Genomic DNA, 13,140 nt, shown 5'->3' on the forward strand with positions numbered 1-13,140 from the left:
CATGGGAATCAGCTACTCAGTCGACGCAGACCCGGAGACCACGGCGAAAGCGATGCTTCGGGAGCGTCAGATGAGCCACAAGCACAGCAAGGCCATCGCCCGCGAGATCAAGGGGAAGACGGCCGGCGAGGCCGTCGACTACCTGCAGGCGGTCATCGACGAGGAGCAGTCGGTGCCGTTCCGCCAGCACAACTCGGGCGTCGGTCATCGAAACGACATCGACGGCTGGGACGCCGGCCGCTACCCGGAGAAGGCCAGCAAGGGCTTCCTCGACCTGCTCGAGAACGCAGTCGGTAACGCGGACGAGCAGGGCTTCGAGGGCGAGGCGATGCAGATCAAGCACGTCGCCGCCCACAAGGTCGGCGAACAGCAGGGTCGCAAGCCCCGCGCGATGGGTCGTGCGAGCCCCTGGAACACGCCGCAGGTCGACGTCGAACTCATCCTCGAGGAGGTCGAGGAGTAATGGCCGACGAACAGCAGTTCATCGAGGACGGCCTCCAGCGGACCCAGATCGACGAGTTCTTCGGCGACGAACTGGGCCGTGCGGGCTACGGCGGCATGGAAGTCGCCAAGACCCCGATGGGCACGCAGATCGTCCTGAAAGCCGAGAAACCCGGTATGGTCATCGGCAAGGGCGGGAAGAACATCCGCAAGATCACGACGGAGCTCGAGGAGCGGTTCAACCTCGAGGACCCGCAGGTCGACGTCCAGGAAGTCGACGAGCCGGACCTCAACGCCCGGATCGTCGCCGACCGACTGGCCAACGCGCTCGAGCGTGGCTGGTACTTCCGCAAGGCGGGCCACACCACGATCGACCGGATCATGGAGTCCGGCGCGAAGGGCGCCGAGATCGTCCTCTCCGGGAAGGTCACGGGTGCGCGCTCGCGCGTCGAGAAGTTCAACCGCGGGTACATCAAGCACAACGGCGAACCGGCCGAGGAGATCGTCGACCACGGTATCGGTACCGCGGTCATGAAGCTCGGCACCATCGGGGTGCAGGTCAAGATCATCCCGCCCGAGGCCGAACTCCCCGACGACTTCGAGGTCTACGAGGACATGGAAGTCGAGGATTACGTCGCCGACGTCAGCGACGAGTCCGTCGAGGAACTCCTCGAAGGCGAGCCCGAGGACGGCGAGGCCGCCGAGGCCGAATCGGAGTCCGACGAGGAGTCGGCCGAAGACGCCGAGGTCGACGAGGAAGTCGTCGAAGAAGTCGTCGAAGAGGAAGACGACGTGGACGTGCCCGAGAGCGAGGAGATCGAGGACGAACTCGAAGACCTCGACGAGGCCGTCGACGAGGAACTCGACGAGGAGACCGAGGCGGAAGCCGAGGAGCTCATGGACGAGATGGAGGAGGCGGACGAGGACTCGAAGGCCGACGCGGCCGACGAGGAATCCGAGGCCGACGCCGACGCGGACGAAGAGGAGGGTGACGACGAATGACCGTCCTCTACACCGAGGAGATCCGCGACATGACGCCGCCCGAACGCGAGGCGGAACTCGAAGAGCTCGAGACCGAACTCCTGAACGACCGCGCGGTGAAGGCGGCCGGTGGCGCCCCGGAGAACCCGGGTCGCATCAAGGAGCTCCGCAAGGCCATCGCGCGGATCAAGACGATCCAGCGGGAAGAAGGCGACCTCGAGGAGTCTGAGTGATGCCGCTGACACCCGAGACGCTCCCGCGACACGAACTGGTCGGACTGGACGCCCGCGTTCGAGCGGGCGCCAACCCCGACCTGCTCGGTATCGAGGGCTGCGTCGTCACCGAGACGACGAAGACCCTCGGACTGCAGGGAGCGGATCGGGTCAGACACGTCCCCAAGGAGGGGACGACCTTCGAGTTCACGCTTTCCAGCGGGGAGGTCGTGACCGTCGAAGGACGCAGGCTGGTCGCCCGGCCTGCACGCAGAACGGAGAAATCTGGTGATAGCAAATGGCGCTAGGACTAAACGTACAGGAACCCGACGCGGCCTGTGACGACGAGAACTGCCCGTTCCACGGCACGCTGAGTGTCCGCGGGCAGACCCTCGAAGGCACAGTCGCGTCGACTGACATGGACAAGACCGTCGTCGTCGAGCGAGAGTACGACGTGCCGGTGCCGAAATACGACCGCCTGATGAAACGGCGGAGCCGTGTTCCGGCCCACGCACCCGAGTGTCTCGACCTCGCCGAAGGCGATACTGTCACGATTGCAGAGTGTCGACCGCTCTCGAAGACGAAAAGCCACGTTGTCGTTTCCGGTGACGGAGGTGACGACTGATGGAGGCGATGAAAGCAGACGTCACGCAGGGTCTGGAGAAGGGCTCGCTGATCACGTGTGCGGACAACACGGGCGCACGCGAGCTCAAGGTCATCTCCATCGCAGGCTACTCGGGAGTGAAGAACCGCCACCCGAAGGCGGGTATCGGTGACAAGATCACCGTCTCGGTCACGAAAGGGACCCCGGAGATGCGGCGGCAGGTGCTGGAAGCGGTCGTCGTTCGCCAGCGCAAGCCGATCCGCCGCCCGGACGGCACCCGCGTGAAGTTCGAGGACAACGCGGCGGTCGTCGTCGACGACAACGAGGACCCCCGCGGGACCGAACTGAAAGGACCCATCGCCCGCGAAGTCGCGGAGCGATTCGGATCGGTCGCCTCGACGGCGACGATGATAGTATGAGCAAGCAACCACGCAAACAGCGAAACGACGACGCTTCCGCGGCGCTCCACGAGCGCCACGCGAAGGTTCGTGCCACGCTCGCGGACGACCTGCGAGACGAGTACGACCAGCGCAACGTCCGTGTCAACGAAGGCGACACGGTCGAGGTGCTGCGCGGCGACTTCGCCGGCGAGACCGGCGAGGTCATCGACGTCGACCTGTCGGAGACGACGGTCCGCGTCGAGGACGTGACGGTCGAGGCGGCCGACGGCGAGGAAGTTCCCCGTCCGGTCGACGCCTCGAACCTGCGCGTCACCGACCTGAACCTCGAGGACGACCTGCGCGAGGAGCGTCTCGAATCCGAGGAGGACAGCGCATGACGAAGCATCAGAAACGACTCTCGGTGCCGAACAGCTGGCCGATCGAGCGCAAGACCGAGACGTTCACCGTCAAGGCCGACGCCGGTCCCCACGGCGAGGCGGGGGTTCCCCTGCTCATCGTCCTCCGGGACGTGCTCGGCTACGCGGACTCCCGCAAGGAGGCCCGCTACGCCCTCAACCAGGACAGCGTCCTGATCAACGGCAAGGCGGTCTCCGACGAGGAGCGTCCGGTCGGGATGTTCGACATCCTGGCGTTCGTCGAGCGAGACGAGTACTACCGCGTCTTCCCGGGCCAGGGCGGCCGACTCGCCCTGACCCCGCTCGACGAGGACGCGGCGGACTCCGCGCTCGGCAAGATCGTGAACAAACAGCACGTCCCCGGCGGCGACGTGCAGCTGACGCTCCACGACGGGCAGACGCTGCTCGTCGACGAGGGCGCGCCCTACGACGGTGGCGACTCGGTCGTCGTCTCCAACGACGACGGCGAGATCGTCGCCCACTTCGAGTACGAGGAGGGCGCGCTGGTCACGGCAGTCGACGGCTCCCACGCGGGAGAGGTCGGCACGGTCGAGACCATCCAGATCACGCCCGGCAGTGCAGAGAACAACGTGATCGTCGAGCAGGACGACGGCGAGGGCTTCGAGACCATCGAGAGCTACGTCGTCGTCATCGACGAGAACTTCACGGGCGACGACGACGAGGCCCCCGAAGACGTGACCGACGAGGCGTCGGCCGGCGTCGACGAGGGAGGTGACGAGGAATGAGCTCGGAGACCGACTCCGGCTCGGACTTCCACGAGATGCGCGAACCGCGCGTCGAGAAGGTCGTCGTCCACATGGGCGTCGGCGAAGGCGGCCGCGAGCTCGCGGACGCGGAGGAGATCCTCGCGGACGTCGCGGGCCAGCAGCCGGTCCGCACGCAGGCGCAGACGACGGTCGGCGAGTTCGGCCTCCGCCAGGGCGACCCGATCGGCGCGAAGGTCACCCTTCGCGACGACGACGCCCACGAGTTCATCGAGACGGCGCTGGAGCTCGCGGACCTGAGTCGGTCGCAGTTCGACGACACCGGCAACTTCAGCTTCGGTGTCGAGGAGCACACCGACTTCCCGAGCCAGGAGTACGACCCGAACACCGGCATCTACGGGCTGGACGTGACGGTCAACCTGGTCCGACCGGGGTACCGCGTGTCCAAACGAGACAAGGCGTCCCGGCAGATCCCGACGAGTCATCGACTCACGGTCGACGACGCGGTCGCGTTCGTCGAGGGGGCGTTCGACGTGGAGGTCAGCGAATGAGCGAGAGCGAATCAGAGCCCGAGAAAACAGGCGAGCAGGTTGCAAAGCGGACCGGCCAGCTCGAGTCCTGCCAGCGGTGCGGTCGCGAGCAGGGACTGGTCGGCAAGTACGACATCTGGCTGTGTCGACAGTGCTTCCGGGAGATCTCCCGAAGCATGGGCTTCAGGAAGTATTCATGACAGGAAACGACCCACTCGCCAACGCGCTGTCGGGCATCGACAACGCCGAGAGCGTCGGGCATCTCGACCACGAGGTATCACCCGCCTCGAACGAGATCGGCAGCGTACTCGAGGTCTTCTACGACCGCGGGTACATCGACGGGTTCACCTTCGTCGACGACGGCAAAGCCGGTCAGTTCGAGGTCGAGCTGAAAGGAGCGATCAACGATTGTGGCCCGGTCCTGCCCCGCTATTCGGCGGGCGCCGACGAGTTCGAGAAGTGGGAGAAGCGATACCTCCCCGCCCGTGACTACGGGACGCTCGTCGTCACGACCAGCCACGGGATCATGAGCCACTACGAGGCCCGCGACGAGGGCATCGGTGGCCAGATCATCGCCTACGTCTACTAACAATGCCACGCACAGAACTCGAAATTCCAGACGAGGTACGCGCCGAGATGGACCACCTCGAACTCACAGTCGAGGGGTCCAACGGGAGCGTCACCCGGCGGCTCTGGTACCCCGACGTGTCCGTGTCGGTCGACGGTGACCAGGTGGTCATCGAGAGCGACGAGGACGACGCGAAGACGATGTCGACGCTGGGTACCTTCGAGAGTCACGTTCGGAACATGTTCCACGGCGTGACGGAGGGCTGGGAGTACGAGATGGAAGTCTTCTACTCTCACTTCCCGATGCAGGTCGACGTCGAGGGCGAGGAAGTCGTCATCGAGAACTTCCTCGGCGAGCGCGCGCCGCGACGCACCGACATCCACGGCGACACCGAAGTGCAGGTCTCCGAGGAGACGGTCACGCTGCGCGGGCCCGACGTCGAAGCCGTCGGCCAGACCGCCGCGGACATCGAACAGCTGACCCGCGTCACGGACAAGGACGTTCGCGTCTTCCAGGACGGGGTCTACATCACACAGAAGCCGACCCGAGGTGACGCCTGATGGCAGACGACAACCAAGACACCGAAGAGTTCGAGGAGCTGACCGACATCAGCGGCGTCGGTCCGTCCCGTTCGGACGACCTCGAAGACGCCGGCTACGAGACCATCGACGACGTCCGCGGTGCCAGTCAGGAGGAGCTCGCCGACGTGGTGGGCAACGCACTGGCGGCCCGTATCAAGGCCGACGTCGGTGGCCTCGAGGTCGCCGAGGAGACCGAGGCCGAAGTCGAAGAGGACGAGCCGGACGCCGTCGAGGACGAGGAGCCGGCCGAGGACGTGGAGACGGAGATGCGACCGCGCATCGACGTCGACATCGAGCCGGACCTCGACGAGAACACCGAGCGGCTGCTCAACACGCGAGCGAACACGAGCACGCCGCAGTTCAACCGGCAGGACCACCACAAGAAGAAACGCGTCTCCACGTCGTGGCGCAAGCCGCGCGGGACGCTCTCGAAACAGCGGATCGGTATCAAGGGCAAGGGCGCGACCGTCCAGGCGGGCTTCCGCTCGCCGAAGGCGGTCCGCGGCCTGCACCCCTCGGGCTTCGAGGAAGTGCGCGTGCACAACCTCGACGACCTCGAGGACGTGGACGCGGACACGGAAGCCGTCCGAATCGCCTCGAAAGTCGGCGGTCGCAAGCGCGAGCGCATCGAGGACGAGGCCGAGGACCGACAGATCCGCGTGCTCAACCCCACCTACGAGGAGGCCGAAGTAGATGACTGACCTGAGCGCACAGAAGCGAATGGCCTCCGACGTCCTCGACGTCGGGGAGAACAAGATCTGGCTCGACCCCGAACGGCAGGGCGAGCTCGCGGACGCGATCACGCGCGAAGACATCCGCCAGCTCGTCGACGAAGGCGCCATCCGCGCCGAGAAGCCCAAGGGCAACTCGCGCGGTCGTGCGCGAGAGCGCCAGAAGAAGCAGGCCTACGGCCACCAGAAGGGACAGGGGTCCCGGAAGGGGACGGCCGGCGGGCGTGAGAACGAGAAGGAGCAGTGGCAGTCGAAGATCCGCGCACAGCGGAACAAGCTCCGCGAGCTGCGCGACTCGGGCGAGATCTCGAAGTCGCGATACCGCGACCTCTACGACCGCGCGAGCGGTGGGGAGTTCGACAGCGTCGCGGACATCGAACGAACTTTGGAGGACAACTAATGGCGACAGGACCACGATACACGGTGCCGATGCGGCGTCGCCGTGAGGCCCGAACCGATTACCATCAGAGGTTGCGCCTGCTGAAATCCGGTAAACCGCGCTTGGTCGCTCGCAAGAGCAACAAGCACGTCACGGCGCAGCTGGTCACGACCGGGACGAACGGCGACGAGACGGTCGCGAGCGCACACTCCAGCGACCTCGAGGACCACGGCTGGGAGGGCCCGACGGGCAACATGCCCGCGGCCTACCTGACCGGGATCCTCGCGGGGCTGCGTGCGAAGGCGGCCGGTCTCGACGAGGCCGTCCTCGACATCGGCCTCAACTCACCGACGCCGGGTAGCAAAGTATTCGCAGTACAGGAAGGCGCAATCGACGCCGGACTCGAGATCCCCCACAACGACAGCGTACTCGCGGACTGGTCGCGCACGCGCGGCGAGCACATCGCCGAGTACGCCGAGCAGCTCGACGATGGGCTGTACGGCGGGGAGTTCGACGCAACAGACCTACCGGACCACTTCGACGACATGCGAGAACAACTACTGGAGGCTGACGAACTATGAGCAGCGGCTGGGAGCCGCGGACGCGGCTCGGCCACGCGGTCGCCGAGGGCGAGATCGACTCGATGCAGGACGCCCTCAACTCCGGTCTGCCGCTCAAGGAACCGGAAATCGTCGACCAGCTCGTCCCCGGGCTGGAGGACGAGGTGCTGGACATCAACATGGTCCAGCGCATGACCGACTCCGGTCGGCGCGTCAAGTTCCGCTGCGTGGTCGTCGTGGGCAACCGCGACGGCCTCGTCGGCTACGCGGAGGGACGCGACGACCAGGTCGGCGGGGCAATTCAGAAGGCCATCGAGGTCGCGAAGCTCAACCTGATCGACGTCTCGCGGGGCTGCGGGTCCTGGGAGTGTGGCTGTGGGCGCGCCCACACCGTCGCGCTCCGGACGACCGGCAAGGCCGGCAGCGTCGAGGTCGAGCTCCAGCCCGCGCCGCGCGGGCTCGGACTGGCGGGCGGAGAGACCGTCCGGCACGTCCTCGAACTCGCCGGTATCGAGGACATCTGGACGCGCTCGTCGGGCAACACGCGCACGACGGTGAACTTCGCGAAAGCGACGTTCAACGCGCTCCAGAACACCGCAGAAGCTCGCGTCCCCCAGGAGACCTGGGAGAAGCGAGAGGTGATCGAGTGATGCAAGTGCTCGTGCAACTGCGCGGTGAGGTCAACATGAACACGGACATTCGGGACACGCTGGAGATGCTCAACGTCCACCACGTGAACCACGCGACGTTCGTCCCCGAGACGGACACCTACCGTGGCATGATCACGAAGGTCAACGACTACGTGGCCTTCGGCGAGCCCAGCGTCGAGACGGTCGCGATGCTCATCGAGCGTCGCGGCGAGCCCGCGGAAGGCGAGGCCGACATCGACGACTCGTGGGTCGTTGCCAACACCGACTACATGAGCGTCGAGGAACTGGCCGAAGCGATCGTCGACGAGGAGACGACCCTCTCCGAGCAGGGGCTGGCGCCGACGCTGCGCCTGCACCCGCCGCGGGGCGGTCACGACGGTATCAAACACCCCACCAAGGAGGGTGGCGAACTCGGTCGACACGACACCGATTCGATGGACGACCTCCTGGAGGCCATGCGATGACTTCCAAGAAGAAACGACAGCGCGGCTCGCGAACGCACGGCGGCGGCTCCCACAAGAACCGCCGCGGCGCCGGCCATCGCGGCGGGCGCGGCAACGCCGGCAGCCGCAAACACGAGATGCACAACCACGGCCCGTGGGACAAACACGGGTTCGAGCGACCCGACGACGTGCAGGACGACGTCGAGACCGTCGAGGTCCGTACGCTCGACGAGGACGCCGCGCTGCTGGCGGCCGACGGCCTCGCCGAGGAGGAAGGCGACGGCTTCCGCATCGACGCGCGCGACGTGGTCGAGGACGGTCACGAGGTCGACGTCGTGAAGGTGCTCGGCGGCGGTCAGGTGCGCAACGAGCTGCACCTGGTGGCCGACGACTTCTCCGAGGCGGCCGAGGAGAAGGTCGCCGACGCCGGCGGCTCGGTCGAACTGACCGAGGCCGGTCAGGAGCGCGCCGAGGAAACCGACAAGGATACACCTGACGAAGAAGACGACTCATAAACATGGGCTGGAAGGACACCGCCGAACCGGTACTCACCCGCATGCCCACCGTCCAGCGACCGGAGGGGCACGTCCCCTTCAAGCGGAAGCTCGGCTGGACGGCCGGCGTGCTGGTGCTGTACTTCTTCCTGACGAACGTCTACCTGTTCGGGCTGGGCGGCGGACAGGGCGGCGACGTCTTCGGACAGTTCCGTTCGATCCTGGCCGGTGGCCAGGGGACGATACTGCAACTCGGTATCGGACCGATCGTCACGGCGAGCATCGTGTTGCAGTTGCTCGGCGGTGCCGACCTGCTCGGCCTCGACACGCAGAACAACCCCCGGGACCAGGTCCTCTACCAGGGGCTCCAGAAGTTCCTGGTGATCGTGATGATCTGCCTGACCGGGCTGCCGATGGTGTTCGCCGGGAGCTTCCTGCCGGCCAGCGACGCGCTGGCCGTCACCTTCCCCGGCGGGACCTTCGGCGTGAAGTGGCTGATGTTCGCGCAGATCTTCGTCGGCGGTGTCCTCATCCTCTACATGGACGAGGTCATCTCCAAGTGGGGCGTCGGCTCCGGGATCGGCCTGTTCATCATCGCCGGCGTCAGCCAGCGACTGATCGGCGGGCTCGTCTCCACGAGCTTCATCGGTAACCCCCAGGAGATCGGTATCATTCCGTACTGGATCGGTATCGTCACCGGTGAGGTCGACGTCGGCCCGATCCTCGGGAGCGGCTTCCAGACGCTCATCTTCGGGCAGGGGCAGATCCTCGCGCTGATCACGACGGTCATGATCTTCGTCGTGGTCGTGTACGCGGAGAGCGTCCGCGTCGAGATCCCCCTCTCGAACACCCGCGTGAAGGGCGCCCGGGGTCGATTCCCGGTCAAGCTCATCTACGCGAGCGTCCTGCCGATGATCCTCGTCCGCGCGCTCCAGGCCAACATCCAGTTCCTGGGTCGCATCCTCAACGCGCAGCTGGGCAGTATGCCCGCGTGGCTCGGCGTCTACCAGCAGAGTTCCGGTGGCGTCGCGAATCCGGTCGGCGGCCTGTTCTACTACATGGCCCCGGTGCGGAACCCGGCCCAGTGGATGTGGTGGCTCGGTGAGACGTCCAACGCGCCGTGGCAGATCGTCACGCGAGTGGGCGTCGACCTGACCTTCATGGTCATCGGCGGCGCCATCTTCGCCATCTTCTGGGTCGAGACGACGGACATGGGCCCGGAAGCGACGGCGAAACAGATCCACAACTCCGGGATGGAGATCCCCGGCTTCCGCCGGAACGTCAGCGTCATCGAGAAGGTGCTCGAACGCTACATCCCACAGGTGACCGTCATCGGCGGCGCGCTGGTCGGCCTGCTGGCCGTCCTCGCGAACATGATGGGGACCATCGGTGACGTCTCCGGGACGGGTCTGCTGCTGACAGTGTCCATCACCTACAAGATCTACGAGGAGATCGCCGAGGAGCAGCTCATGGAGATGCACCCCATGATGCGCCAGATGTTCGGCTAACGCCGCCGGCCATCTGTACTCCGACGCGCTACGGACCGATCACGAACTGACGACCGCGGCCCGAACATCCCGCGACGGGATGCTTCGATTCTTCATTATTCAACGGGGAGCACTGGCTCCGAACCGCTCGTGGACCGGGCGGTCTCCGACTGAATCGGATGTCGGCGACGCGGTGACCGCCCCAGCGGCGAAAGCGAGTCTCGTCTACGGGACGGTAGCATCGTTTAACCGCCTCGCTCACGTCGGAAGATCTATGCCGCCGAAGGAGACGAAGATCAGAGACTACGACGGCGAAGTGGTGGACGTCCGGCACCTCGACAACATCGAAGACGGGGCCCGGATGGAGGTCGAACACCCCGACGGCCGCGAGTGGGTCGTCCTCCTGGACGTGAGCGGCGAGGTGGATGTCGAGATGGGACGCCGCGACGGCGAGCCCGCGGACCTGGACGTGCCCGAGTGGCTTTCGGACAACCTCTCGCGGATGGCGCGCCCGGAGTGATACGGGGTCGCTCATCGGGTCGCAGGCTCTCGATGGACGGGTCGGTCTCGCAGTCTCCGGGTTGGACGGGAACCGAGATAGTCGCCGGGTAGGACCATACGGCGGTCACGGTTTTAAGACGCTTCAGTCGAGACACCACCGACGGACACGCGCAGTGCCGACGGTCGTCGGGCGGTCGGACCGCGTCAGAGCGGGAGAGACGAGACGGATGACGGGACAGAGCGAGGACGACGGCGGCAGTACGGAGCGACTGATCACGACCCGTGGAGTGCTCGAGGGCATCGGCGGTCTCGGAGCGGGCGCCGTGCCTCGAAACTATCGTCGAGTGGCCGTCGACACGCGAAGCGTGGGACGTTCGGATCCACCGTCACTACTCCGACGCGGTGTGGTCCGAGTGGACCGAGGAGTAGGCGGGACCGCCGACGTCGCCGGTTCGAAAACCGTTTTGTCGGTCCCGGTCCCAGCACCGGATCACGTGCATCGGAGAGACCGAACGACGCCGGCCCGTCGGGGGCTCGACTGCGACAGATGAGCGGAGCGATCGCGATCGTCCAGCTCGTCGTCACGGTCCTCGGGATCGGCGTCGCCGCACAGGTGCTCGCCGACCGCCTCCAGATCCCGAGCGTGCTGTTCCTGATCGTCGCCGGGGTCGTGGTCGGTCCCGAGGGACTGGGCCTGATCAGTCCGGCGATATTCGGCGACGCGCTCCCGGCGATCGTCGGGCTGAGCGTGGCGATCATCGTCTTCGAGGGTGCGTTCCACCTCCACGTCGACCGGTTGCGCGAAGCGCCGCGCGAGACGATACGGCTGGTGACGGTGGGCGCGCTCGTCTCGCTGGTGGGGACGGCGCTCGCCGTGCGGTTCGCGCTGGGCACCTCGTGGGCCGTCGCGTTGCTCGTCGGGTCGCTGCTGGTGGCGACTGGGCCGACGGTCATCACCCCGATCATGAACGTCGTCCCCGTTCGCGAGCGCGTCGCGACGACGCTCGAGACGGAGGGCGTCGTCAACGACGTGACGGCGGCGATCCTCGCGCTGGTGATGTTCGAGTACGTCCTGCTGGGGTCGAGCGGGCTACCGACGCTCGTCGAGACGTTCCTGGTCCGGCTGGGGCTGGGGGTCGCGGTGGGCTGTCTCGTCGCCGCGGTCGTCTGGTACCTGCTCAACCACGTCGAACTCTCGGTGGAGAACGCGCCGCAGAACGCCCGGCTGATCGTGCTCATCGCCGCGCTGGGCGCGTACGGACTCGCGGAGATACTGGCGGCGGAGACGGGTATCGCCGGGGAACTGGGCTCGGAGGCGGGCATCGCGGCGGTCGCGGCCGCCGGGTTCGTCCTCGGGAACGTCTCGCTGCCGTACCGCGACCAGATCGAGCAGTTCAAAGGCGACCTGACGCTCATCGTACTGACGTTCGTGTTCATCGTGCTCGCGTCGCTGTTGACGCTGGACGACTTCGCCGCGCTCGGGCTCCGGGGAGTCGTCGTGGTTCTCGCGGTCGCAGCGGTCGTCCGGCCGGCGCTCGTCTTGCTCTGTACGGTCGGCGACCGGTTCAGTTTCGCGGAGCGGATCTACATCAGCGCGATCGGGCCGCGCGGGATCATCCCGGCGAGCGTCGCGACGCTGTTCGCCCTCGAACTGCGGCCACAGAACCCCGAGGCGGCGACGACGCTCGTCGGCGCCGTGTTCCTCGTCATCTTCGCGACCGTCGTGTTTGAAGGTGGTCTGGCTCGTCACATCGCACAGGGACTGAACGTGATCCCGATGCGAGCCATCGTCGTCGGCGGCGGCCGCGTGGGGCGGGCGCTCGCCGAGCGACTCGAAGACCGCGGGGAAGAGGTCGTGATCGTCGAATCCGACGACCGAGCCGTCGAGCGCCTCCGCCGCGACGGCTTCTCGGTCCACAGGGGCGACGGGACACAGAAGGACGTTCTCGAGAACGCGGGCGCCGACACGGCGAAAGTGATCGCCGCGGCGACCGCCGACGACGACGTGAACCTGCTGATCGGCCAGCTGGCGAGGAACACCTTCGAGGTCGAGACCGTCGTCGCCAGGGTGAACAGCCCCGACAACGTCGAGGCGTTCGAGAACCTCGACATCGAGGCGATCTCGAGCGGGATGTCGATCGCGTGGTCGATGGACAACGTCATCGAGCGGCCGGGGATCGCCCGCTGGATGACGGAACTGGACCGCGAGGGCGACGTGCAGGAGGTCGAGGTCACGACCGAGGGGATCGTCGGCGAGACGGTCTCCGAACTGCAGTCGGAGCTCCCGGAGAACTGTCACCTCGCGCTGATCACGCGGGACACGGAGAACCGCCTCCCGCACCCGGACGACCGGATCGAACGGGGGGACCACCTGACGTTCATCGGCCGGAAAGAGGCCGTCAGACAGGCGCTCGAGTACTGCAACCCGTAGGGGACGGGCGCGGAGACGGGCCGCGA

At 66.5% G+C, this 13,140-nt stretch carries 21 protein-coding genes; all 21 read left to right on the forward strand.

Annotation, left to right across the window (positions count from 1 at the left end; all coding sequences use genetic code 11):
- The first annotated feature begins 1 nt into the window (after position 1).
- Complete coding sequence (locus D1409_RS02235; protein ID WP_123533608.1) at positions 2 to 463, forward strand: 50S ribosomal protein L22; 462 nt, start codon at positions 2 to 4, stop codon at positions 461 to 463.
- Positions 463 to 1,443, forward strand: coding sequence for a 30S ribosomal protein S3 (locus D1409_RS02240; RefSeq protein WP_123533610.1), 981 nt, complete (start codon positions 463 to 465; stop codon positions 1,441 to 1,443). Before D1409_RS02235 ends, D1409_RS02240 begins: the two co-directional genes overlap by 1 nt.
- The gene (rpmC, locus tag D1409_RS02245; RefSeq protein ID WP_123533612.1) at positions 1,440 to 1,655 is read left to right on the forward strand and encodes a 50S ribosomal protein L29; all 216 of its coding nucleotides are present in this window, start codon (positions 1,440 to 1,442) and stop codon (positions 1,653 to 1,655) included. Before D1409_RS02240 ends, rpmC begins: the two co-directional genes overlap by 4 nt.
- Positions 1,655 to 1,942, forward strand: a complete 288-nt coding sequence (locus D1409_RS02250) for a ribonuclease P protein component 1 (protein WP_123534793.1) — start codon at positions 1,655 to 1,657, stop codon at positions 1,940 to 1,942. The genes rpmC and D1409_RS02250 overlap by 1 nt, the downstream gene beginning before the upstream one ends.
- On the forward strand, positions 1,933 to 2,259 hold the full coding sequence (locus D1409_RS02255; RefSeq protein ID WP_123533614.1) for a 30S ribosomal protein S17: 327 nt from the start codon (positions 1,933 to 1,935) through the stop codon (positions 2,257 to 2,259). The genes D1409_RS02250 and D1409_RS02255 overlap by 10 nt, the downstream gene beginning before the upstream one ends.
- Positions 2,259 to 2,657, forward strand: a complete 399-nt coding sequence (locus tag D1409_RS02260; RefSeq protein WP_123533616.1) for a 50S ribosomal protein L14 — start codon at positions 2,259 to 2,261, stop codon at positions 2,655 to 2,657. The genes D1409_RS02255 and D1409_RS02260 overlap by 1 nt, the downstream gene beginning before the upstream one ends.
- Complete coding sequence (gene rplX / locus D1409_RS02265; RefSeq protein ID WP_123533618.1) at positions 2,654 to 3,016, forward strand: 50S ribosomal protein L24; 363 nt, start codon at positions 2,654 to 2,656, stop codon at positions 3,014 to 3,016. Before D1409_RS02260 ends, rplX begins: the two co-directional genes overlap by 4 nt.
- The gene (locus D1409_RS02270) at positions 3,013 to 3,780 is read left to right on the forward strand and encodes a 30S ribosomal protein S4e (RefSeq protein WP_123533620.1); all 768 of its coding nucleotides are present in this window, start codon (positions 3,013 to 3,015) and stop codon (positions 3,778 to 3,780) included. Before rplX ends, D1409_RS02270 begins: the two co-directional genes overlap by 4 nt.
- Positions 3,777 to 4,310, forward strand: a complete 534-nt coding sequence (locus D1409_RS02275) for a 50S ribosomal protein L5 (RefSeq protein WP_123533622.1) — start codon at positions 3,777 to 3,779, stop codon at positions 4,308 to 4,310. The genes D1409_RS02270 and D1409_RS02275 overlap by 4 nt, the downstream gene beginning before the upstream one ends.
- Complete coding sequence (locus tag D1409_RS02280; protein ID WP_123533624.1) at positions 4,307 to 4,489, forward strand: 30S ribosomal protein S14; 183 nt, start codon at positions 4,307 to 4,309, stop codon at positions 4,487 to 4,489. Before D1409_RS02275 ends, D1409_RS02280 begins: the two co-directional genes overlap by 4 nt.
- The gene (locus D1409_RS02285) at positions 4,486 to 4,878 is read left to right on the forward strand and encodes a 30S ribosomal protein S8 (RefSeq protein ID WP_123533626.1); all 393 of its coding nucleotides are present in this window, start codon (positions 4,486 to 4,488) and stop codon (positions 4,876 to 4,878) included. The genes D1409_RS02280 and D1409_RS02285 overlap by 4 nt, the downstream gene beginning before the upstream one ends.
- A 2-nt stretch (positions 4,879 to 4,880) precedes the next feature.
- On the forward strand, positions 4,881 to 5,417 hold the full coding sequence (locus tag D1409_RS02290) for a 50S ribosomal protein L6 (protein WP_123533628.1): 537 nt from the start codon (positions 4,881 to 4,883) through the stop codon (positions 5,415 to 5,417).
- Positions 5,417 to 6,139 carry a 50S ribosomal protein L32e gene (locus D1409_RS02295; RefSeq protein ID WP_123533630.1) on the forward strand — a complete coding sequence of 241 codons (723 nt, stop codon included), beginning with the start codon at positions 5,417 to 5,419 and terminating at the stop codon, positions 6,137 to 6,139. Before D1409_RS02290 ends, D1409_RS02295 begins: the two co-directional genes overlap by 1 nt.
- The gene (locus D1409_RS02300) at positions 6,132 to 6,569 is read left to right on the forward strand and encodes a 50S ribosomal protein L19e (RefSeq protein ID WP_123533632.1); all 438 of its coding nucleotides are present in this window, start codon (positions 6,132 to 6,134) and stop codon (positions 6,567 to 6,569) included. Before D1409_RS02295 ends, D1409_RS02300 begins: the two co-directional genes overlap by 8 nt.
- Entirely contained in the window at positions 6,569 to 7,129 is a 561-nt protein-coding gene (locus D1409_RS02305; RefSeq protein WP_123533633.1) for a 50S ribosomal protein L18, read from the forward strand. The genes D1409_RS02300 and D1409_RS02305 overlap by 1 nt, the downstream gene beginning before the upstream one ends.
- Positions 7,126 to 7,758, forward strand: a complete 633-nt coding sequence (locus D1409_RS02310) for a 30S ribosomal protein S5 (protein WP_006884824.1) — start codon at positions 7,126 to 7,128, stop codon at positions 7,756 to 7,758. The genes D1409_RS02305 and D1409_RS02310 overlap by 4 nt, the downstream gene beginning before the upstream one ends.
- Positions 7,758 to 8,222 carry a 50S ribosomal protein L30 gene (gene rpmD / locus D1409_RS02315; protein ID WP_123533635.1) on the forward strand — a complete coding sequence of 155 codons (465 nt, stop codon included), beginning with the start codon at positions 7,758 to 7,760 and terminating at the stop codon, positions 8,220 to 8,222. The genes D1409_RS02310 and rpmD overlap by 1 nt, the downstream gene beginning before the upstream one ends.
- Complete coding sequence (locus D1409_RS02320; protein ID WP_123533637.1) at positions 8,219 to 8,716, forward strand: uL15m family ribosomal protein; 498 nt, start codon at positions 8,219 to 8,221, stop codon at positions 8,714 to 8,716. The genes rpmD and D1409_RS02320 overlap by 4 nt, the downstream gene beginning before the upstream one ends.
- Positions 8,717 to 8,718: 2 nt before the next feature.
- The gene (gene secY / locus D1409_RS02325; RefSeq protein WP_123533640.1) at positions 8,719 to 10,203 is read left to right on the forward strand and encodes a preprotein translocase subunit SecY; all 1,485 of its coding nucleotides are present in this window, start codon (positions 8,719 to 8,721) and stop codon (positions 10,201 to 10,203) included.
- Between the two features lie 253 nt (positions 10,204 to 10,456).
- Positions 10,457 to 10,702, forward strand: a complete 246-nt coding sequence (locus tag D1409_RS02330) for a hypothetical protein (RefSeq protein WP_123533642.1) — start codon at positions 10,457 to 10,459, stop codon at positions 10,700 to 10,702.
- A gap of 528 nt (positions 10,703 to 11,230) precedes the next feature.
- A complete protein-coding gene (locus D1409_RS02335; RefSeq protein WP_123533644.1) occupies positions 11,231 to 13,114 on the forward strand; it encodes a cation:proton antiporter domain-containing protein in 1,884 nt (627 codons plus the stop codon).
- The last annotated feature ends 26 nt before the right edge of the window (positions 13,115 to 13,140 follow it).

This window comes from Halosimplex salinum (assembly GCF_003730195.1).
Classification (GTDB): Archaea; Halobacteriota; Halobacteria; order Halobacteriales; family Haloarculaceae; genus Halosimplex; species Halosimplex salinum.